The organism is Variovorax defluvii (genome assembly GCF_039541515.1).
In the GTDB taxonomy this organism is placed as follows: domain Bacteria; phylum Pseudomonadota; class Gammaproteobacteria; order Burkholderiales; family Burkholderiaceae_C; genus Variovorax; species Variovorax defluvii.
Genome location: NZ_BAABGJ010000009.1, coordinates 54,146 through 73,168 on the forward strand (window position 1 = coordinate 54,146; position 19,023 = coordinate 73,168).

Sequence of the window (19,023 nt, forward strand, 5' to 3'; positions counted from 1 at the left end):
CCTCCACAGCCACACCAGGGAATCCATCTTGTTTGTCCTGAACGATCTCCCGCCGCAAATCGATCCCGCGCTCCTCGATCTGCTTGCTTCCGCCGAACCTGCCGTGATCGGACACTTCCGGCATACGGGCTTCATGTCGCCATCCATCCGGGCCCACTTCCAGGACCGCCGCGTCGCGGGCACTGCGATCACGGTGCGCGTGCCGGGGATGGACGGGTCCATGGTCCACTACGCCGTCGGCAAGGCGCGGCGCGGGGACTTCGTCGTGATCGATCGCTGCGGCGACGAAACGATTGCGACGCTCGGCGGCGCGGTCGCCTACGCGGCGAAGGTCGCGGGCGTGGCCGGCATCATCGTCGACGGCCTGGTCACGGATCTCGGGGAACTGCGGCAGTACGGCGTACCCGTGTGGTCGAAGGGCACTTCGGCGGTCACCGTCAAGAGCCTCGGAGTCGGCGGCGAATTCTGCGTGCCGGTCACCTGCGGAAGCGTCGCGGTCAAGCCGGGCGACGCGATCGTGGCGGATGAGAACGGCGTTCTCGTCCTGCCTGTCGCCGACATCGAAGCCAGCGCACGGCGCGCGTTGAAGATGATGAGCGACGAGAAGCTCACGCTGAAGCGACTGGACGCAGGCGAGAAGTATCCGGACATCATGGGCACCTCGACCCTGATCGCCAAGGCCATGGGAGCGCAGGCATGAAGCTGGCCTCGCAGATCCTCGCCGAAGGTTTTCCGAGCCTGGTCTCGATGGGCGAGATGCTGCGCTCCGGGGTGTGCAGCTCGGTCGATCTCACCGAGTACGCGCTGCAGCGCATCGAGCAGCTGGATGGCCGGATGCATGCCTTCGTCGGCATCTACGCGAAGGAGGCCTTGCTGGCCGCCCAGGCTGCGGACAATCAGATCCGCGCCGGCGACTGGCTTGGCCCGCTGCACGGCATCCCGGTCGCCTTGAAGGACAACGTCGATGTGGCGGGCCGTGCCAGCACGGCCGGTTCGACCCTGCTCGCGAGCCAGGTGGCCACGGCCCATGCGTGGATCACGCAGCGTCTTCTCGCTTGCGGCGCGGTCATCGTGGGCAAGACGCACATGGTCGAGTTCGCGCTGGGGGCCTGGGGTGCCAACGAATACATGGGTGCACCGCGCAACCCCTGGGGCGGCAAGGCGCACCTTTCCCCGGGCGGCTCCAGCAGCGGTTCTGCGGTGGCGGTCGCAGCCGGCATGGTCCCGCTCACCATCGGCACCGATACCGGGGCCTCCGTGCGCGTGCCCGCCTCGCTGTGCGGCGTGACCGGCTTCAAGCCCACGATCGGACGGCTGTCCAGCGAAGGCGTGGTGCCGTTGAGCACGACGCTGGACAGCGTGGGCGTGCTCGCGCAGACCGCCGAAGACGCGGCCCTGATGTTCGCCACGCTGACCGGCGATGCGCAGGCGTTCCCGCCAGCGGAACTTCAGTCAGGCGCCAACCCTTCGCTGCGGGGCCTGCGCGTCGGCTATCTCGGCTCGGCGGACCTCGAGGGCCTGCAGCCCGAGATCCACCGTGCCTATGGGCATGCGCTCGATACCTTCCGCGAACAGGGGGCGCATCTGCAGCAGCTCGTGCTGCCGACCACCTTCGACGAACTGGCCGACGTGTCGAGCACCATCATGCTGTCCGAGGCCGCGGCGAGCTGGGGCCATCTTGCGGCCGACGAGTCCCTGCGGATGGATGCTTCGGTGCGACCGCGGATCCTCGCCGGCGCCAGGATCAGCGCGACGAAGTATGTCGACGCCTGCAGGCGACGTGCGGAACTTAAGCGGCTGTTCTCTCATTCCCTCGGGGATCTGGATGTCTTTCTCACGCCCACGTCCCAGTGGACCGCACGCCCTCTCGAGAGCGTCGACCACACGAATCCACCCGTGCGGTACGCCCGCATCGGAAACCTGCTGGACCTCTGCGGCATTTCGGTCCAGATGGGAGAAGACGACAACGGCCTGCCGATCGGCCTGCAGATTGCGGGCCGTACGGATGCTGATGCGCGCGTGCTCGGCGTGGCGCGCGGCTACCAGGCGTGCACTTCATGGCACCAGCGCCGCTGGACCGCCGAGAGCAGCGGCCGGTAGGCCCGTCTCATCCTCAAGTTCCTCAACTCAAGCCTGTAGTCATCATGAAAACCCTGATTCGCACACTTGCCGCAGCCCTTGCGCTGGCAGCGGGCTTCGGCGGCAACGCCATGGCCGCCGACGACTACCCGACCAAGCCGATCCGCATGGTCGTTCCGTTCCCGCCGGGCGGCAGCATCGACATGGTCGCGCGGCTGCTCGGCCAGAAGCTCTCCGATGAGCTGCGCCAGCCCGTGATCGTCGACAACCGGCCGGGCGCCAGCGGCAACATCGGCATGGACCTGGTGGCCAAGTCGCCGAAGGATGGCTACACGCTCGTCATGGCGCCGTTCAGCCTCGCCACCAATGCGCACCTGTTCCAGAAGCTTCCCTTCGATCCGTTGAAGGATCTGGCACCGATCATCCGCGTGGCGGATCAGCCCAACGTCCTGATCGTCAACACCAACAAGGTGGCTGCGAAAACCTTGCCGGAACTGGTTACCTACCTGAAGGCCAACCCGGGCAAGCTCAGCTTCGGAACCTCCGGCATCGGCAATCCGCAAGACCTGTCCGCGCGCATCTTCATGAGCGCCACGGGAACCGACATGGTCAACGTCGCCTACAAGGGCGGTGCGCCGGCGCTCGCGGACCTGGTTGGCGGGCACGTCGACCTCATGTTCGAGACGTCTCCCACTGCAGTGCCCTACGTGAAGAGCGGCAAGCTGAAGGCATTGGCGGTGACCAGCGACAAGCGCCTGCCCTCGCTGCCGGACGTACCCACGGTGGCCGAGGCCGGCATCCCGAACTTCAAGGCGGTCTACTGGATGGGCCTGCTCGCGCCGGGCGGCACCCCGCCCGCCATCGTCCAGAAGCTGAATGCAGCCTCGCAGAAGGTGCTGTCCGCGCCGGACGTCCAGAAGCAGCTCACCGAGATCAGTCTCTATCCCGCCGGCGGTTCGGCCGCGGAGTTCGGTGCGTTCATCCGATCCGAGTCGGAGTTCTACGCCAAGCTGATCAAGGACCTCAACATCCCTCAGCAGTAGCCGGCGCCCGCAAGCGTTTTCCGATCCCTGCCCTCAACCTGGACCGCATCATCATGATTTCGATCGCCCGTCGTGCACTGGCCCTGGCGCTGGTGGCGTGCACACCGCTTGCCGCATCGCTCGCATCCGCCAGCGATTTCCCGAGCAAACCCGTTCGCATCATCGTCCCGTACCAGCCCGGCGGGTCGACCGATGCGATGGCCCGGATGATCGGCCAGAAGCTTTCCGAACGCTTCGGGCAGCCCGTGGTCGTAGAGAACAAGCCCGGCGCCTCGGAGCAGGTGGGGGCGGTGACCGTCGCCAAGTCGCCAGCGGACGGCTATACCGTCATGCTGGCGACGACGATCGGGCTGGCTATCAACCCCTCGCTCTTTGGGAAGCTGCAGTACGACCCCGCGAAGGATTTCGCTGCCATCCTGCCGGTGTCCAGGATCGCCAGTGTCGTGGTCGTCAGCCCGCAGTTGCCGGTGAGGAACATGGAGGAGCTGACGGCCTACTTGAAGGCGCATCCGGGAAAGATCAGCTACGGCTCGGCCGGCAGCGGCGCGCCCAGCCATCTGGCCATGGAGCTCTACAAGCGGGCGGCCGGTGTCCATGCGGTCCATGTTCCCTACAAGGGAGGCGCGCCCGCCCTGCAGGACCTGATGGCCGGCAACATCGACGTCATGATCGCCCTTGTCTCGGAGGCCATGCCGCTGGTCAAGGCCGGCAAGCTGAAGGCACTGGCCGTCACGTCGCCGTCGCGCAACCAGCGCTATCCCGAACTCGCGCCCGTCGCCGACTCCCAGGGCATGAAGAATTTCGAAATCTACCTCTGGTACGCCATGGTGGCGCCTGCCGGCACGCCGAAGGACATCGTCGAGAAGCTGAACCAGTCCATCAACGCGGTCCTGAACGAGAAGGACATGAAGGACCGGCTGGCCGAGATGGACATCGAGCTCGTCGGTGGCGCTGCGTCCCGCGTGGCGCCGATCGTGAGCGCCGAAGGCGCGAAGTGGAAGAAGGTCATCGACGAGGCCGGGATCAAGGCCGACTGATCCTGCCAACCCGACATCGCGATGAGTTCTCGCATTCATTCCTGCGGCACCGGTGGTCTCCTGCTGGACGTTTCCGACGGACCGTTCAGCCTTCCGACGCAGAAGCGCCTGTGGTCCTTCGCCGGAGAGGCCGGCCGGCTGCGGCAACTGGAAGGCGTGGGCAGCGCGGTGCTCGGCGTCAACAACGTGCTGGTCACATTCGACCCGCTGCAGGTTCGCCCGGAGGCACTCGCCGCTGAGGTGCAGCAAGCGTGGGAAGCCTCGCAGCCCTGTGAAGAAAGCGGACGCCTGATGGAGGTGCCGGTGGCCTACGACATGTCGCCCGGGTCCGAGCTGGAGGACGTGGCCAGGCATGCCGGACTTGGCGTGGAAGAGGTGATCCGACTCCACACCTCGGCGGAGTATCACGTGGCCTGCATCGGTTCGGTTCCCGGTTTCGCTTACCTGGTCGGCCTGCCGCCGGGGCTTGCCATGCCGCGGCACACGACGCCACGCCCCCGCATCCCCAAGGGGACGGTGGCGATCGGCGGTTCTCAGACGGGTGTGATCCCGATGGACATGCCTTCGGGCTGGCATGCGCTGGGCATGACCGAACTCCACATGTTCGACCCCTCACGCGCCGAACCCTGCCTGCTTTCGCCGGGCGATCGCATCCGCTTCACCGCGCGAGGCGCGAAGCCATGATCGAGATCCTCAGCAATGGTGCATTGAACCTCGTGCAGGACCTCGGGCGATCGGCGCATCTTGGCCTCGGCGTGTGCGGCGCAGGCGCGATGGATGGGCCGGCGCTCTCGATGGCGAACTGGATGGTCGGGAACGATGCCTCGGCAGCGGGCATCGAGATCAGCATCTTCCCCTTCAAGCTCAAGTTCCACGAGGCTGCGTGCTTTGCGTGTACGGGGGCCGTCGCGACGCTGGAACTCCGGGAGCGGAAGCATCCGAGCTGGTGGGCGGCGCAAGCCGTGGCGGGCGATGTGCTCACGATCGCGCCGCCTTCGCAGGGCGCGAGGGTCTACCTGGCGATCGCAGGCGGGATCGACGTGCCGCCGGTTCTCGGGTCGCGTTCGACGGACTTGAAGAGTGGCTTCGGAGGGCTGGAAGGCCGCGGCTTGCGCAAAGCGGACCGGCTTGCGCTGGGTGCAGCAGGCGGTCGGGGCAATGCACCTTCGTTCGGCATCGCACCGCCCTCCCGGTTGCACTTTGCCGACGAGATGACGGCCGGCACGGTGAGGATCCGCGCGCTTGCCTCGGCCGAATACGAGCACTTCAGCGAGGACGCGCGCTCCGCGTTCCAGCGGACCGAGTATCGACTCACGCCCGATTGCAACCGTCAGGGCTATCGCCTCGATGGCGAAGCCCTGAAGACAACGCATCCCCTGGAACTGCTTTCGCACGGCATCGTGCCGGGCACGGTGCAGGTACCGCCCTCCGGGATGCCGATCGTGCAGATGGCCGAGGCGAACACCTGCGGCGGCTATCCCAAGATTGCCAACGTCATCGATCCGGATCTCTGGCGGCTCGCCCAGCTTCGGCCCGGGCAGCGCGTTCGGTTCGAGCTGGTGGACCACGAGGCCGCGGTGGCCGCCATCCGCGAGCAGGGCCGCGAGCAGGACCGCATCCGGCAGGGCCTCGCGCTCGTGGCGCATCGCCCATGAGCACCACCATTTCTCAAGACCATCAAGGAAGCACCCATGAATCCGACAAGCGCAACGCGCTCCGTGGACCTGAACTCCGACCTGGGCGAAGGCTTCGGCGCCTGGAAGATGGGCGATGACAACGCCATTCTCGAGATCGTGAGTTCTGCGAACGTCGCCTGCGGGATGCACGCCGGCGATCCGCACATCATGGCGCGGACCTTTTCGCGCGCCAAGGAGCTCGGCGTGGCGGTCGGAGCGCATCCCGGCTACCCCGATCTCTGGGGATTCGGCCGTCGAGAGCTGCCTTTCTCGGCGACGGAGATCGAGCAGTTCGTCGCCTACCAGGTCGGCGCCGCCAAGGGGATCTCGACCTATGTGGGCCACCCGATCACCTACGTGAAGCCCCACGGCGCACTGGGCAATCTCTCGCAGGTGGATGAGACGGTGGCCGGTGCCATCGTGCGGGCGATTGCCGCCGTGGATCGCGAACTGGTTCTGCTCACCTTCCCCGACGGCCACGCGACGCGCATCGCGAAGGAGATGGGGCTGCGCACCTGTGCGGAGATCTTCGCCGACCGCGCGTACACCGCCGAAGGTCGGCTGGTGTCGCGCAAGCTGCCCGGCGCGGTCCTGCATGATTGCGAAGAAGTGGCCGCGCGTGTGCTGCGCATGGTCCATGCAGGCGGCGTGGAAACCATGGACGGTACGCTGCTGCCGATGGAGATCGGATCGATCTGCGTGCACGGAGACAGCCCCGGCGCCATCCAGATGGCCGCGGCGATCCGGACGCGGCTCACGGAGGCCGGCATCGCCATCAAGCCCTTCGCGTGACGCGAGATGATCGCTGAACTGGTGGACATGATGCTGCTCGCCGTGCGGGGCAGCAGCGTATCGGAGATCGAGCAGCACGCGGACGGTCATCGCCTGCGCCTGGTCCGCGACCTCGGGCAGCAGGAGATCGTGGCCGAAACACCGCAAGCCGCAGCGCCGGCGATCGCCGAAGCCGATCCGGTCGAGAACGAACGCAAGGAGATCGTCCGGGCGGGCATGCACGGCACCTTCTACCGTGCGTCGGCGCCCGATCAGCCGCCACTCGTCGAGCTCGGCCAGCGCGTGGAGGCCGGCCAGCAACTGGCCCTGATCGAATCCATGAAGATGCTGCATGCGGTGGAGACGGATCACGCGGGCCGGGTGGCCGAAGTCCTCGCAAGCAGCGGAGCCCCGGTCGAGCCGGGCGCGCCGCTGTTCGTGATCGATGCCGGGGAGAGCCGCGATGTTTGATACCGTGCTGATCGCGAACCGCGGAGAGATTGCGCTGCGCATCCTGCGGGCGTGCCGCCTCCTCGGGCTCAAGACCGTGGCGGTGTATTCGCAGGCGGATGCCGAGCTCAGGCATGTCGCACTCGCCGACACGAGGTTGTGCATCGGACCGGCGCCTGCGGCCAGCAGCTACCTGGACCCCGCGCTCCTCATCCGGGCGGCGCAACTGACCGGCGCGCAGGCCGTGCATCCCGGATACGGCTTTCTCTCCGAAAGCGCGCGATTCGCCCGGGCCGTCACAGACGCCGGCCTGGTGTTCATCGGTCCGAGCGCGGAGGCGATTGACCGCATGGGCGACAAGATCAGCGCCAAGCGCGCCATGCTCGCAGCAGGCGTGCCGTGCGTCCCGGGGTCGCAGGATGCGCTGCCGGAGGACGCGCAGGCCCTGCGCGGGATTGCAGGCTCGGTCGGCTTCCCGCTGATCATCAAGGCCGCCGCCGGCGGCGGTGGACGCGGCATGCGCGTGGTGCGGGACGCGGCGCAGCTGGAGTCCGCCGTGGCGATGACGCGCGAGGAGGCCTTGCGGGCGTTCGGCAGCGGGGAGGTCTACATGGAGCGTTTCCTGGAGCACCCGCGCCATGTCGAGATCCAGATCTTGGCCGATGCGCACGGAAATGCGGTCTGGCTCGGAGAGCGCGACTGCTCGATGCAGCGTCGGCACCAGAAGATCATCGAGGAGTCGCCGGCACCCGGCGTCCCGCGCGAGCGCATCGAAACGCTGGGCGCGCAGTGCGCGCATGCCTGCCGCGAGATCGGGTATGCCGGTGCGGGAACCTTCGAGTTTCTCTACGAGGACGGCGAATTCTTCTTCATCGAGATGAATACGCGCGTGCAGGTCGAGCACCCGGTGACCGAACTGGTGACGGGCATCGACATCGTGGTGGAGCAACTGCGCATCGCGCAGGGGCATCCGCTGTCGTTCACGCAGGCGGACGTGCAGCCCAGGGGACATGCGATCGAGTGCCGCATCAATGCGGAGCATCCCTGGCGCTTCACGCCATCTCCGGGAACGGTGACCCATTGGATGCCGCCGGCGGGTCCCGGCGTGCGCGTGGAGTCGCATCTCCAGGCCGGCTACACGGTGCCGCCGCACTACGACTCGCTCATCGCGAAGGTCCTCGTGCATGCGAGGACCCGCGATGAAGCGCTTGCGCGCATGCGCGTGGCGCTCGACGAGATGGTGGTGGAGGGCATCGAGACCACGACGGCGCTGCAGCGCAGGCTGATGGACGAGGCGGGCTTCGTCGAAGGCGCGACCGACATCCACCACCTGGAGCGCTGGCTTGCCGCGGCGAACGAAGGGACCACGACATCATGATCACCGGCAGCGAACTGCAGCGGGTCGTCCAGCGTCTTCAGGGCAGCGACGCGACCTTCTTCGAATACGAGGGGCCGCAGGGCATCCTTCGACTGCATTTCAGCAGGCAACCAGGCACGCAACTGCCGAGCGATCGTGACGCGCGCGCTACCGTCCAGTCTCCGCCCGGCACGGGCGACGCATCAATGCCGCTGAGGTCCCCGGGCATCGGGTTACTATGTGTCAAGCACCCCTTGACGGGCCTCGAACCGGTCCGGGAAGGAGAACCGGCGAGGCAGGGCCAGATCCTGGCATTTCTTCGCACCGGCGATGTGCTGACGCCGGTGGTGGCCGATCGCGACGCTGCCGCAATCTGGCCGGTCGCGCAGGACGGGGCGCTGGTCGGGTACGGCGACGTGCTGTTCGAGCTGGGCTGAGAGCGGCGCCAGGCGGCGGCAGCTGGTCTCCCCCGAATCGGCCTACCACCCGCCTTTCGATGCACGCTGCCGAACCTGGTCCCGAAGGACCTCGAGCGCGATCGTGAGGGAAGGATTGACCCGGCTCGTGCTCCAGGCGGCAGCGTTGGTCACGACGTCCACCTTCTCGGCGAGTGCTTTGATCACGACGTTCTCGGGCGCCAGCCGCCTCAATCCGGAGGGCACCAGGGCGATGCCCTGTCCGCAGCCGACGAAGGCCACTTGCGCGGCGACGCTGCGGACCTCATGGAGGATGCGCGGCGAGAAGCCGTGCTCCCGGCAAACGGCAATGATGCCGTCGAAATACACCGGGCTGACTCGGCGGGCGAACATGATGAAGGCCTCGTCGGCCAGGGAACGGAGCTTGATCCGCGTGCTTCCTGCAAGCCGGTGGGAGACGGGGAGGGCGACGGCGAGGCGGTCGTTGGCCAGCGTGATGGAATCGATGGATTCGCCCAGTTCGCCCTGCAACCTCGCAAAGGCAAGATCGACGTCACCGTCGATGAGTGAAGGGATGGCCTCGGCACTGTCGATCTCACGCACGGCAATGGTCAGGCGCGGGTGCAGTGCCCGCAGCCGATCCAGATACGGAGGAAGGATCTCGACCATGGCCGACGAGATGGCACCGATGGTGAGCGTGCCCGTCTGGCCGGCCGAGGCCTCGCGGACCGCGAGCTCCAGCTGTTCCATCTGGTCGACGAACTTGCGCACGGCCGGCAGGATGGCCTGCCCGATAGGTGTCAGCTGCGCACCGTGCCTGGACCGCACGAAGAGCTGCGCCTTCAACGAATGCTCGAGCACCTGGATTTGCTCGGTCAATGGGGGCTGCGACATGCCCAGCCGCTTGGCCGCGCGCCCGAAATGCTGCTCCTCGGCAACGGCCAGGAACAGCCACAGATGGCGAACAAGGCGGAAGTTGATCATGCGGGTTCCATAGCTTCGTCGTATCAAGATATTCCTGACATCGGAATTTACAGAACGATGGATCGCGAGGAAAGTACCGCCCGGGAGACTTCCACCCAATCACGAATACCTGACGGGAATTATCGAAGATGTCGATGCAAAGCGAGTTCGCCAAGTCCACGTTCACGCTCGATGTCGACGGTGTCGAACTGGAAGTGGCAGCCATCCACCGCGCGGGGCCGCTCGAGCCGATCGTGTTCTTCCACGGGTTCGGTTCTACCAAGGAGGACTACGCCGACATCGTTCGCTACAGCGAGTTCGCCGGGCATCCCCTTCTTGCGTACGACGCGCCCGGCTGCGGGGAGACCCGCTGCGCCGACCTGTCGCGCATCTCGATTCCGTTCCTGGTCGAGACGGCACTGGCAGTGATCGGGACCATCGGGTTCGAGCGCTTCCACCTCGTCGGACACTCGATGGGCGGGCTCACGGCGTTGATGCTGGCCCATGCCCATCCGCACCGGATCCTCAGCTTCGTCGACATCGAGGGCAATATCGCTCCCGAGGACTGCTTCCTCAGCCGGCAGATCGTGGACCACCCGCGGGGGAACGCCGAACAGTTCTTCGACGACTTCATCGAACGTGCTCGCCACGCGCCGGCCTACGCCAGCGCGCTGTATGCAGCCAGCCTGCGGCACAAGGTTCGGGCGGCGGCGGTGAGAGGGATCTTCGAGTCGATGGTCGAACTGTCCGACAACGGTAGCCTGATGGAGAAGTTCCTCGCGCTCTCGTGTCCCAGGATGTTCATGTACGGCGAGCAGAACGCGTCGCTGTCCTATCTGCCGTACATCCGGGCGCAGGGCGTTCGCCTGTCCGAAATTCCTCGCTGTGGACACTTTCCGATGTATTCCAACCCCATCTCGATGTGGCAGGAGATCGGCGAGTTCCATGCACAGGTGCAAGGCTAGGGAGATGCTGATCAATAAGCGCTGCCATCGGATCTGTGGGCATTACGAAGCGCTGCGGTCGATTTCACGCCGTGAGGGACGACCCGCCGTGTGTTTCGCGCCTCTTGCGAGGCCGCTTTCGGCGTTCAAGACGCACCTCGGGCATGAGCGGCCAGCAGCGACCTCTTGGCGATAACCAGGTTGGCCAGCCCGAACAGGCTGAACAGCTGCGCCCCGTTCTTCGCGAGGCCCTTGTAGCGGGTCTTCTTGTGACGAAACAGGTTCTTGATCACGTGGAACGGATGCTCGACCTTGGCCCGGATGGTCGCCTTCAACTGCTCGGCCGTCTCGAGCAGGCGTGTCCCTTCGGCCGTGCTGGAGGAGATCGATCTGGCCGTGCACAAGGTCAAGGGCATCGACTGGAAGGAGCTGAACCAGAAGAACTTCCCGCTGCCCTCGGGCAAGCCGTTCTTCGATGACGTGCGCGAAGAGCTCGAGAACGGCTCGGGCATGGTCAAGATGCGCGGGTTGGACGTGAGCCGCTACAACCACGAGCAGCTTCGCAGCATCTGGTACGCGCTGGGCAGCCACATCGGCACGCCCATGTTCCAGAACTACCGCGGCGAAGTCCTGCGCGAGATCAAGGACGAGGGCAAAGGCGTTGGGGCCAAGCTCTATGGCGAAACCGTGGACGCCGAGGGCAGGCAATTCCTGTCCTCCGGGGCGCGCACCCTGTCGCCAGGACAGCTGAAGCCATAGGCCCACTCTCGCAGAGCAGACTGGATGAAGCGCTCGGCCTTGCCGTTGGTCTGCGGGCGGTAGGCGCGTGTGAACTTGTGGCGGATGCCCAGCTCGGCGCAGGCCTGCGCGAAGTGCTTTGAGCGAAACGGCGCGCCGTTGTCTGTCAGCACGCGCTGCACCCTCACTCCCAGGCTGGGGAAGTAGGCCACGGCGTTGCGCAGGAACTGCACGGCCTGCGGCCACTTCTCGTCGGGGTGCATGTCGGTGAAGGCGATGCGGGCATGATCGTCCACCGCCACGAACAGCATCTCCCAGCCGGCGCCATCGACGCTGTCGCGGCGGTTGCCGGTGACGCGGTGCGAAGGCCGCTCGATGCGCCCCAGTCTCTTGGTGTCGATGTGCAGCATGTCCCCAGGCGCTTCGTGCTCGTAGCGTACCAGTGGCTCGCTCGGTTGCAAGTCAGCAATCCGTGACGTACTGTGTGTTGGACTGACCGCTGAGTTCGGGCCCGGACATTGGCGCGCCGCTCACTATACGAGCCCGCGCTCGCCGCGTTGTCGTCAACACGGCCGATTCGGGCACCGGGGCCAGAGACGGTGCAGCTGAGCGCAGACGGAAAACGCTAGGCCGACGCTCTTAGAGCTAGCGAGTAGGGGGAGCAAGACGCTGCGAGCGGCCCGTTTCGGCTCGGGCAGTCGTTCAGCCGATAGCCAGCCTCACGGGTTTGCCGACGCGGCTGAGCATCTCGACGAGCGCGTCGATCGTGAACTTGGCGGTCTTCCTATTGACGACATCAGACACGCGGGGCCGGGAGACCATCAGGATTTCCGCTGCTTCGGCCTGTTTCAGATGGTGCTCGGCGATCCAAGCGGATAGCTCGTCCATGAGCTGCTGCTTCAGCAGCCGCGTGTCATTGATCTGCTTGCGGGATGCCGTTTGCAAGCGCTTGGCCTCCTTCGGCGCGAAACCCAGTTCCAGGAAGATGTTCGCTCCGGGTTTCGTCACATGGCGAATGGCAGTGTCGATCGTCATCTCGTCGTTTTCCTTGCATTGACCACAGCGCGGTAGCGCGCCTCGGTGATGTCCTTGTCCTGTCTGCTGGTCGCCTGGGTCTTCTTCTGGAAGCAGTGCAGGACATAGACCGCCTCTTCGAACTTGGCGACATACATCACGCGATGGATGCCGCTGGTATCCCGGATACGAATCTCCCGAGTGCCTGCACCAACGTCGTCGAACGCTCTCCAGTCGTCGGGGTCGAGGCCCACTTGGACCTTCCCTAACTGAAAACCAGCGCTGCGGCGCGATTCGTCGGGAAACGCCAGCAGATCGTCATAGGCCGAACCCACCCAGCGGATTTCCTTCTCTTCGTTCACCAGTGAATCCGTATCAAATTTTATACCAACCTGGGCATAGGGTCGATCCCACGTCCATCCCGGCAACACTGGGGCCTTGTTGGCTCCCAGCGTACCCTGGTCGCATCTCGGAACGATGAGCGAGTCTCATGCGGCGCGCTGCAGAGGCACCACATTGCTCGCGGACAGTATGACTTGGATGCGCTCGCCGAGCAGTCGCCATGCCTCGCGCTTCTCTTCGGCGTAGTCATGGTGGAGGTAGTGCCTGCGTACTTTGCTGCCAGGCAGCACGTGGTTCTGACAGCGATCGATCACGTCCGGGCTTATGCGCAGCGCCTGCATCATCGTCGAGGCTGTCCGACGCAGATCATGAGGAGTCCACTCGCCGTTCTTGCCGTCGGACAGGACCAGTGAATCATCGTTCCTGCGATGCGCAAGCGGCTTGCGGTTCTTGAACCGGGTCTGGCGATCGCCGACCTGTTTGCTGACGGTCTTCACGAAGACATGCCCTTCTTGCTGGCGGGCAGGGAAGCACCACGCGGTTTCGCCGGTGAGCGCGTGTAGGGCCTCGAACTGCTCCAATGCGAAGTCCGAGAGATAGACCTGCCAGTCGACCTGCGTCTTGGTGTTCTCGCGCGGCACGAACCAGGTCGCTTTTTTCAAGTCGACGTGCTCCCAGCGCGCCTGGAGCAGTTCACCAATCCGGCAAGCGGTCCCGAGGCAGATCCACAAGGCGAGTTGGGTTTCGCGCTGAACGGGCCTTTCTGCGACCCGTTTGTTCTTCGCGTCCTCATAGGCGGCAGCCATGCTTGCGAAGATGTCGCGAAGCTCCCGAATCTCGCTGGCGGAAAGGGTGCGCTCTCGAATTCCCGGTTCGTAGCCTTGCGGTACGACCTGCTTTAACTCGACCAATTCGGCCGGGTTGCCGTTGGCCAGAAGTGAGCGCCATGGTTGGCGCTTGATGGCCCAGCGGAACATCTGGCGCGTCTCGGTCAACATCCGTTCCGCAGTTCGCGCACGCCCGCGCTTGCGCCCGACGTTCCGAAGGAGGTCGAGCAACTGGGTGTCGCCGAGTTCGCGCACCGGCTTGTTCCCTATGGTCGGCAGCACGTCCTTCTCGAAACTCCGGCGAAGTTCCGCATTGCCATCCTTGCGGCTCACACCGTCGGCCAGCCAGGTCTCGAACAGCGTCCGGAAAGGGGCGTTGGCAGCGACCTCTGCGGCCTTCGCGTCCGCGGCCATGCGATCGGCCTCGGCACGCTGAACCTGAAAATCGATGCCATCGCGAGCGAGCGACTGAATGCGAGCGTTCTCAGCCACCGCCTGGGCGAGCGACATGTGGCCATCGGTGCCGCTACTGCCATAGGGACGCGGTAGGCGAGCCTGGATCTGATTGCCGGCCACGACGTAGCGCACGAGCCAGGTCTTGGTGCCGTCCGGAGCCACGCGCAGGTAGAGCCCGCGGTCAGCCGTGACCTTGTAACCGGTGTCCTTTGGCTTGAGTGCTTCGATGCCCCGCACAGTCAGCTTGGCCATGTCCGTGTCCTAGCCGTGTCCTAAAAATCGATGGATTTCAGTGTACTCAGGCGAACGGCAATGGACAAGAAAATGAGATAAGTATTTGTTTTATAAGGATATTTACCGTCCGGGGACGTCCAGGGAAATCCGCAATTACTCACCTGTCACGCCGGGGGTCGCGGGTTCGAGTCCCGTCCACTCCGCCAGAATCGAACGGGGTACAGCACATCTGCTGTACCCCGTTTTTCTTTTGTCTTAGCCCAGCGGCTAGGGGGATCTGCAACGCAAAGCGGGTCCGCCTCGCCGGCGTGAGCGGGCGCGGCGGGCACGTTCACAGCTTCTCAATCAGGCGTCCAGTCCGAGAGAACGCGGCCTCTGTCGATCTGCGGCGCGGCAAGTGGCGCCGCGATGACCGTGCCCATGCTCACGAAGCCGGCCAGCGTCTCATCGGGGGCGATGCCGAGTGCCTGTCGAAGGGGCTCGTCTTCACAGCGTTGCCCGCTGAGCACGATGGCGCCGAAGCCCGATACGTGTGCGGCCAGCACTAACTGGCCCAGGGCCGCCCCGGCGGCCAGCCATTGCTCATGGACCGGCACCGCGGCGCCCGGCGTGGGCCGAACGATGAAGGCGAGCATCGTTGGCGTCTGCGTGGCATGCGCGCGGGCCCGCTCGATGTCCTGCGCCGTGGCATCGGGCGTTCGACGGCGCTTCTCGTCCTCGAACAACTGCGCCAGTGCGGCGCGTTGCGCATCACCGAAATCGATGAGTCGCCAGGGCAGTATGCGGCCGTGGTCCGGCGCCCGAAGCGCCGCGTCCACCATGACATTCAACTGCGCAGCGCTGGGCCCGGGCAGCCCCAGGCGCCTAGGAGAGACCGAACGACGGGACAGCATCGCCGCCAGCAGAGGATGGGTGCTCGTCATGGCGTTGCGATGTCGGAATGATCAGCTGTCGCGGCCTGCGGCCAGCGGGTTCGGCGAGGGCTTGCCGACCTTCGCCCACGGACCCGCCATCCTTCGCAGAGAGCCGAGGTTGGCCACGGTTCTGCCGTCCAGGGCGGAAGGCTCGGTGTAGATCTTTTCGGAGGAGTTGGCCATCGTTCGTATCCCTCGGGGTGCGAACCGATTGTGCCTCGCTGCCCTGGGTGGACCTTGCCTGTTGGACGGGTCGAGCCCGAGCCTTCGCGTGACGCGAGCCGCAGACAGGCACAGAAGCCGGCGGGACGTCAACGCCGCAGAATCGCCGACACCTGCGCCGTGCCGGTGTCGAGCGAACGCATCGAGCTCAGCCGCAGCGAGGCATAGCGCAGGACCGGGTTGTTGATCAGCTTGCCGGTGAAGTGGCCGTTGAAGCGCGTGTCCTTGCAGCCACGCATGTCCAGGTCCAGCGAGGCATTGACGGCGGAGACGAAGTCGGCGCTGGACCCGGTGAGGATGCAGCCTGCCTCCGGCAACTGGCCGCGCACGCTCCCGTCCGCGGCGATTTGCAGGTGGCCGTCGTGCACCGCCGGCGCGCCTTGCGCGCCCGTGTCCGGCTGCGTGACGTACAGGAGGAAGGCGCCTTGCCATCCGCCGAGGTAGCCAGCGTATTCCTGAGCCTGCGCCATCGGCGCAAGCAAGACCGCGGCGAAGAGCAGCAGGGGGCGCATCGCGCGAATGGTACGGGTTCAGCGCACCAGCGAAAGCGCGAAGGGCAGGCTCACCACGCCCAGCAGCGTGGAGAGCGTCACCAGCCCCGCCACGTAGGGACCGTTGTAGCCCATGCGCGCGGCCAGTACGTAGGCGCTGGAGGCGGTGGGGACGGCAGAGAAGGTCATCAGCACTGCGGCCTGCGCGGGGTCGAGCCGCAGCGCGAGGGCCAGGCCCCAGGCGGTCAGCGGCAGCAGCAGGTGGCGGATGCCGAGCACCGAGACCGCCAGCGCCTTGCCGCGCGCCAGTGTCGCGAACTGCATGCCGGCACCCGCCGCCATCAGGCCCAGCGCCAGCGAGGCCGCGCCGATGCGGGTGAGCGTGGGAGCGAGCCAATCCGGCACGGTCAGACCCAGCAAGTTGGCCACCAGGCCGCCGAGCGTCGCGATGATGAGCGGATTGCGCACGAGTTGCCGCGCGAGTCCGGCCTGCGCATGCCGTGCCATGGGCCAGACCGCGGCGATGTTGAGGAGCGGTACGCACACGCCGATCAGCACCGCGATCATCAACAGCCCGGCCGGTCCCGCCATGCGGTCGGCCAGGGCCAGGCAGATGAAGGAGTTGAAGCGAAAGGCAATCTGCGCACTGGCCGCATGGTCGCGGCGGTCGACGCGGGTGCGCAGGCCCGGCACGAAGGGCAGGGCGTAGGCCAGGCCGATGCCCGCCAGGCCAACGCCCAGTCCGGCCGTCAGCAGATGCGAGGTGGCGTTGAAATCCAGCGGGCTGCGCACGATGGAATGGAACAGCAGCACCGGAAAGAGGAAGTAGTAGACCAGGACCTCCACCTGGCCCCAGACGCGGCGGTCCAGCGCCGTGTAGCGACACAGCAGCCAGCCGCAGGCGATGAGGGAGAAGTCGGGGAAGAGCAGCTGGGCAAAGTTCACCGCCCGAGAATAATCGTTGCCCACCGTGGGTTATCCACAAGCGGGCGCGGCGGCGTGGCCGTTTACATTCGAGCCTTTGATTTGATTCTCCAGGAGCTTCTTTCATGCAACGTCGTCAATGGAATGCGCTCGCCGCAGCTGCTGCGCTGGCGCTTGTCGCCAGCCCCGTCTGGGCGCAGGGCTATCCCAACAAGCCCGTCGAACTGCAGGTGCCGTTCGCGCCGGGCGGCACCACCGACATCGTGGCGCGCGTGATCTCCGAGCCGTTGGGCAAGGCCCTGGGCCAGAGCGTGGTGGTCATCAACAAGGCGGGCGGTGGCGGCATCGTGGGCGCGGCCGAGACGGCGCGTGCGGCGCCCGACGGCTACAAGCTGGGCGTGGCCACCGTGTCGAGCACGGCCGCCAACCCGGCCATCAACCCGAAAGTGCCCTACGACCCGATCAACGACTTCACGCCGATCATCAATATCGCGGCGACGCCGAACATCATCGCGGTGCACCCGAGCTTTCCGGCCAAGAACTACGCCGAGTTCGTGGCCGAGATCAAGAAGAACCCCGGCAAGTACTCCTACGCGTCCTCCGGCACCGGCGGCATCGGCCACCTGCTAATGGAGCTCTACAAGAGCTTGACCAATACCTTCGTGACCCACATCCCCTACCGCGGGGCCGGCCCGGCGCTGAACGACGTGGTGGCAGGGCAGGTCGCGATCATGTTCGACAACATCCCCTCCGCGCTGCCTTTCATCAAGACCGGCAAGCTGGTTCCCATCGTGGTCTCGGCGCCGCAGCGCCTGAAGGACCTGCCCAACGTGCCCACCTTCAAGGAAGTGGGGCTGGAGCCGGTCAACCGCATGGCCTACTACGGCATCCTCGGGCCCAAGGGCCTGCCCAAGGAAGTGGTGGACAAGATCAACGCCGGCGTGAAGAAGTCGTTGGAAGACCCGGCGGTGCGCAAGCGCATCGAGGACACCGGCTCGCTGGTCGTGGCCAACTCGCCCGATCAGTTCGCCGAGCAGATCAAGGCCGAGTACGCGGTCTACAAGCAGGTGGTGGCCAAGCAGAAGCTCACGCTCGACAACTGATCCCGGATCTCCCCGGCCCCACCAGGAGCCGCCCGCGCCGCGGGCGGCTTTTTTGTTTGTTATCTTGCCCGCCATGACGACCGAGGCCATCGATCCGCCACCACCCGCCCTGCCCGAGATCGAGGAATTCATCGACGCGCTGTGGCTGGAGGACGGCCTGTCGAAGAACACGCTGGCGGCCTACCGGCGCGACCTCGTGCTGTTCGCGAGATGGCTGCACGCGCAGGCCGGCCGGGCGCTCGACGCGGCGCGCGAAAGCGATCTCCAGGCCTACATGGGAGCCCGGCTGACCGACAAGGGCAAGGCCACGTCGGCCAACCGGCGGCTCACGGTGTTCAAGCGCTATTTCCGGTGGGCGGTGCGCGAGCAGCGCATCGCTGCCGACCCGAGCCTGAGGCTGGTGCCCGCGAAGCAGTCGATGCGGGCGATCAAGACGCTGTCCGAGATGCAGGTGGACGACCTGCTGGCCGCACCTGACGTCGACACGCCGCTGGGCCTGCGCGACCGCGCGATGCTGGAGCTCATGTATGCGAGCGGGCTGCGCGTGAGCGAACTCGTGGCGTTGCGGGTGTTCGAGCTGAGCCTGAACGACGGCGTGCTGCGCGTGCTCGGCAAGGGCAGCAAGGAACGCCTGGTGCCCTTCGGCGGCGAGGCGCGGCGCTGGATCGAGCGCTACATGCACGATGCGCGGCCGGCCATCCTGGACGGGCAGCAGACGCCGGACCTGTTCGTCACCGCCCGCGGCGCCGGCATGACGCGGGTGATGTTCTGGATCATCGTGAAGAAGCATGCCCAGGCGGCCGGCATCCACGTGCCGCTGTCGCCGCACACGTTGCGCCATGCCTTCGCCACGCACCTGCTCAACCATGGGGCCGATCTGCGCGCGGTGCAACTGTTGCTGGGGCATGCCGACATCTCGACCACCACCATCTACACGCACGTGGCGCGTGAACGCCTGAAGCAACTGCACGCCCAGCATCATCCTCGTGGATGAGCCGATGCGAATGCCCCGACGCTGCAAT

Annotated in this window: 22 protein-coding genes and 2 pseudogenes; 14 read left to right on the forward strand and 10 right to left on the reverse strand. The window is 65.9% G+C overall.

Annotated features, from left to right (window positions below):
• Positions 1-28 precede the first annotated feature (28 nt).
• From ABEA07_RS05325 to ABEA07_RS05370, 10 genes are read left to right on the forward strand one after another with little or no spacing between them, the layout of a single operon-like run.
• Entirely contained in the window at positions 29-700 is a 672-nt protein-coding gene (locus ABEA07_RS05325) for an RraA family protein (RefSeq protein ID WP_345536364.1), read from the forward strand.
• On the forward strand, positions 697-2,100 hold the full coding sequence (locus ABEA07_RS05330) for an amidase (RefSeq protein ID WP_345536365.1): 1,404 nt from the start codon (positions 697-699) through the stop codon (positions 2,098-2,100). Before ABEA07_RS05325 ends, ABEA07_RS05330 begins: the two co-directional genes overlap by 4 nt.
• A 44-nt stretch (positions 2,101-2,144) precedes the next feature.
• On the forward strand, positions 2,145-3,122 hold the full coding sequence (locus tag ABEA07_RS05335) for a Bug family tripartite tricarboxylate transporter substrate binding protein (protein WP_345536366.1): 978 nt from the start codon (positions 2,145-2,147) through the stop codon (positions 3,120-3,122).
• 53 nt (positions 3,123-3,175) lie between these two features.
• Positions 3,176-4,159 (forward strand): Bug family tripartite tricarboxylate transporter substrate binding protein, encoded by a 984-nt coding sequence (locus tag ABEA07_RS05340; protein WP_345536368.1) that lies wholly within the window; start codon positions 3,176-3,178, stop codon positions 4,157-4,159.
• A 21-nt stretch (positions 4,160-4,180) separates the two neighbouring features.
• On the forward strand, positions 4,181-4,843 hold the full coding sequence (pxpB, locus tag ABEA07_RS05345) for a 5-oxoprolinase subunit PxpB (RefSeq protein ID WP_345536370.1): 663 nt from the start codon (positions 4,181-4,183) through the stop codon (positions 4,841-4,843).
• Positions 4,840-5,814, forward strand: coding sequence for a 5-oxoprolinase subunit C family protein (locus tag ABEA07_RS05350; protein ID WP_345536371.1), 975 nt, complete (start codon positions 4,840-4,842; stop codon positions 5,812-5,814). Before pxpB ends, ABEA07_RS05350 begins: the two co-directional genes overlap by 4 nt.
• A gap of 36 nt (positions 5,815-5,850) precedes the next feature.
• Positions 5,851-6,627, forward strand: coding sequence for a LamB/YcsF family protein (locus ABEA07_RS05355; protein ID WP_345536373.1), 777 nt, complete (start codon positions 5,851-5,853; stop codon positions 6,625-6,627).
• A gap of 6 nt (positions 6,628-6,633) precedes the next feature.
• Positions 6,634-7,077, forward strand: a complete 444-nt coding sequence (locus ABEA07_RS05360; RefSeq protein ID WP_345536374.1) for an acetyl-CoA carboxylase biotin carboxyl carrier protein — start codon at positions 6,634-6,636, stop codon at positions 7,075-7,077.
• Entirely contained in the window at positions 7,070-8,434 is a 1,365-nt protein-coding gene (gene accC / locus ABEA07_RS05365) for an acetyl-CoA carboxylase biotin carboxylase subunit (protein ID WP_345536375.1), read from the forward strand. The genes ABEA07_RS05360 and accC overlap by 8 nt, the downstream gene beginning before the upstream one ends.
• Positions 8,431-8,850 carry a hypothetical protein gene (locus ABEA07_RS05370; protein WP_345536377.1) on the forward strand — a complete coding sequence of 140 codons (420 nt, stop codon included), beginning with the start codon at positions 8,431-8,433 and terminating at the stop codon, positions 8,848-8,850. Before accC ends, ABEA07_RS05370 begins: the two co-directional genes overlap by 4 nt.
• Positions 8,851-8,892: 42 nt before the next feature.
• On the opposite strand, the gene ABEA07_RS05375 is transcribed toward ABEA07_RS05370, so the two are convergent.
• Complete coding sequence (locus tag ABEA07_RS05375; RefSeq protein WP_345536378.1) at positions 8,893-9,813, reverse strand: LysR family transcriptional regulator; 921 nt, start codon at positions 9,811-9,813, stop codon at positions 8,893-8,895.
• Between the two features lie 128 nt (positions 9,814-9,941).
• Here ABEA07_RS05375 and ABEA07_RS05380 point away from each other — a divergent pair, with 128 nt between their 5' ends.
• The gene (locus ABEA07_RS05380) at positions 9,942-10,757 is read left to right on the forward strand and encodes an alpha/beta fold hydrolase (protein WP_425584077.1); all 816 of its coding nucleotides are present in this window, start codon (positions 9,942-9,944) and stop codon (positions 10,755-10,757) included.
• A gap of 125 nt (positions 10,758-10,882) precedes the next feature.
• Here ABEA07_RS05380 and ABEA07_RS05385 read toward each other — a convergent pair.
• A pseudogene (locus ABEA07_RS05385) lies at positions 10,883-11,092 on the reverse strand (transposase); the annotation flags it as partial.
• Between ABEA07_RS05385 and ABEA07_RS05390 the strand changes: the two are divergent.
• Positions 11,049-11,495, forward strand: a complete 447-nt coding sequence (locus ABEA07_RS05390; protein ID WP_345536595.1) for a hypothetical protein — start codon at positions 11,049-11,051, stop codon at positions 11,493-11,495. The pseudogene ABEA07_RS05385 and the gene ABEA07_RS05390 overlap by 44 nt on opposite strands.
• On the opposite strand, the pseudogene ABEA07_RS05395 reads toward ABEA07_RS05390, so the two are convergent.
• The 8 genes and pseudogenes from ABEA07_RS05395 to ABEA07_RS05430 form a co-directional block, all read right to left on the reverse strand.
• Positions 11,483-11,950 (reverse strand): annotated as a pseudogene (locus ABEA07_RS05395) (DDE-type integrase/transposase/recombinase); the annotation flags it as partial. The gene ABEA07_RS05390 and the pseudogene ABEA07_RS05395 overlap by 13 nt on opposite strands.
• Positions 11,951-12,176: 226 nt before the next feature.
• On the reverse strand, positions 12,177-12,509 hold the full coding sequence (locus tag ABEA07_RS05400) for a helix-turn-helix domain-containing protein (protein WP_345536380.1): 333 nt from the start codon (positions 12,507-12,509) through the stop codon (positions 12,177-12,179).
• Entirely contained in the window at positions 12,506-12,850 is a 345-nt protein-coding gene (locus tag ABEA07_RS05405) for a type II toxin-antitoxin system RelE/ParE family toxin (RefSeq protein ID WP_345536381.1), read from the reverse strand. The genes ABEA07_RS05400 and ABEA07_RS05405 overlap by 4 nt, the downstream gene beginning before the upstream one ends.
• A gap of 126 nt (positions 12,851-12,976) precedes the next feature.
• Positions 12,977-14,365, reverse strand: a complete 1,389-nt coding sequence (locus ABEA07_RS05410) for a tyrosine-type recombinase/integrase (protein WP_345536383.1) — start codon at positions 14,363-14,365, stop codon at positions 12,977-12,979.
• Positions 14,366-14,688: 323 nt separating this feature from the next.
• A complete protein-coding gene (locus ABEA07_RS05415) occupies positions 14,689-15,270 on the reverse strand; it encodes a nitroreductase family protein (protein WP_345536384.1) in 582 nt (193 codons plus the stop codon).
• Between the two features lie 21 nt (positions 15,271-15,291).
• Positions 15,292-15,444 carry a hypothetical protein gene (locus ABEA07_RS05420; protein WP_345536386.1) on the reverse strand — a complete coding sequence of 51 codons (153 nt, stop codon included), beginning with the start codon at positions 15,442-15,444 and terminating at the stop codon, positions 15,292-15,294.
• 128 nt (positions 15,445-15,572) lie between these two features.
• Complete coding sequence (locus ABEA07_RS05425) at positions 15,573-15,995, reverse strand: hypothetical protein (RefSeq protein WP_345536387.1); 423 nt, start codon at positions 15,993-15,995, stop codon at positions 15,573-15,575.
• A gap of 18 nt (positions 15,996-16,013) precedes the next feature.
• Entirely contained in the window at positions 16,014-16,919 is a 906-nt protein-coding gene (locus ABEA07_RS05430) for an AEC family transporter (RefSeq protein WP_345536388.1), read from the reverse strand.
• A 104-nt stretch (positions 16,920-17,023) separates the two neighbouring features.
• Here ABEA07_RS05430 and ABEA07_RS05435 point away from each other — a divergent pair, with 104 nt between their 5' ends.
• The gene (locus ABEA07_RS05435; RefSeq protein WP_345536390.1) at positions 17,024-18,001 is read left to right on the forward strand and encodes a tripartite tricarboxylate transporter substrate binding protein BugE; all 978 of its coding nucleotides are present in this window, start codon (positions 17,024-17,026) and stop codon (positions 17,999-18,001) included.
• A gap of 73 nt (positions 18,002-18,074) precedes the next feature.
• Positions 18,075-18,995 carry a site-specific tyrosine recombinase XerD gene (gene xerD, locus ABEA07_RS05440; protein ID WP_345536585.1) on the forward strand — a complete coding sequence of 307 codons (921 nt, stop codon included), beginning with the start codon at positions 18,075-18,077 and terminating at the stop codon, positions 18,993-18,995.
• Positions 18,996-19,023 lie beyond the last annotated feature (28 nt).

What these genes read in the sequence shown, in the direction of transcription:
- ABEA07_RS05330 (WP_345536365.1), top strand. Translation starts at nt 697, where the DNA reads ATGAAGCTGGCCTCGCAGATCCTCGCCGAAGGTTTTCCGAGCCTGGTC.
- ABEA07_RS05335 (WP_345536366.1), top strand. Translation starts at nt 2,145, where the DNA reads ATGAAAACCCTGATTCGCACACTTGCCGCAGCCCTTGCGCTGGCAGCG.
- ABEA07_RS05340 (WP_345536368.1), top strand. Translation starts at nt 3,176, where the DNA reads ATGATTTCGATCGCCCGTCGTGCACTGGCCCTGGCGCTGGTGGCGTGC.
- pxpB (WP_345536370.1), top strand. Translation starts at nt 4,181, where the DNA reads ATGAGTTCTCGCATTCATTCCTGCGGCACCGGTGGTCTCCTGCTGGAC.
- ABEA07_RS05350 (WP_345536371.1), top strand. Translation starts at nt 4,840, where the DNA reads ATGATCGAGATCCTCAGCAATGGTGCATTGAACCTCGTGCAGGACCTC.
- ABEA07_RS05355 (WP_345536373.1), top strand. Translation starts at nt 5,851, where the DNA reads ATGAATCCGACAAGCGCAACGCGCTCCGTGGACCTGAACTCCGACCTG.
- ABEA07_RS05360 (WP_345536374.1), top strand. Translation starts at nt 6,634, where the DNA reads ATGATCGCTGAACTGGTGGACATGATGCTGCTCGCCGTGCGGGGCAGC.
- accC (WP_345536375.1), top strand. Translation starts at nt 7,070, where the DNA reads ATGTTTGATACCGTGCTGATCGCGAACCGCGGAGAGATTGCGCTGCGC.
- ABEA07_RS05370 (WP_345536377.1), top strand. Translation starts at nt 8,431, where the DNA reads ATGATCACCGGCAGCGAACTGCAGCGGGTCGTCCAGCGTCTTCAGGGC.
- ABEA07_RS05375 (WP_345536378.1), bottom strand. Translation starts at nt 9,813, where the DNA reads ATGATCAACTTCCGCCTTGTTCGCCATCTGTGGCTGTTCCTGGCCGTT.
- ABEA07_RS05380 (WP_425584077.1), top strand. Translation starts at nt 9,942, where the DNA reads ATGTCGATGCAAAGCGAGTTCGCCAAGTCCACGTTCACGCTCGATGTC.
- ABEA07_RS05400 (WP_345536380.1), bottom strand. Translation starts at nt 12,509, where the DNA reads ATGACGATCGACACTGCCATTCGCCATGTGACGAAACCCGGAGCGAAC.
- ABEA07_RS05410 (WP_345536383.1), bottom strand. Translation starts at nt 14,365, where the DNA reads ATGGCCAAGCTGACTGTGCGGGGCATCGAAGCACTCAAGCCAAAGGAC.
- ABEA07_RS05415 (WP_345536384.1), bottom strand. Translation starts at nt 15,270, where the DNA reads ATGACGAGCACCCATCCTCTGCTGGCGGCGATGCTGTCCCGTCGTTCG.
- ABEA07_RS05420 (WP_345536386.1), bottom strand. Translation starts at nt 15,444, where the DNA reads ATGGCCAACTCCTCCGAAAAGATCTACACCGAGCCTTCCGCCCTGGAC.
- ABEA07_RS05425 (WP_345536387.1), bottom strand. Translation starts at nt 15,995, where the DNA reads ATGCGCCCCCTGCTGCTCTTCGCCGCGGTCTTGCTTGCGCCGATGGCG.
- ABEA07_RS05435 (WP_345536390.1), top strand. Translation starts at nt 17,024, where the DNA reads ATGCAACGTCGTCAATGGAATGCGCTCGCCGCAGCTGCTGCGCTGGCG.
- xerD (WP_345536585.1), top strand. Translation starts at nt 18,075, where the DNA reads ATGACGACCGAGGCCATCGATCCGCCACCACCCGCCCTGCCCGAGATC.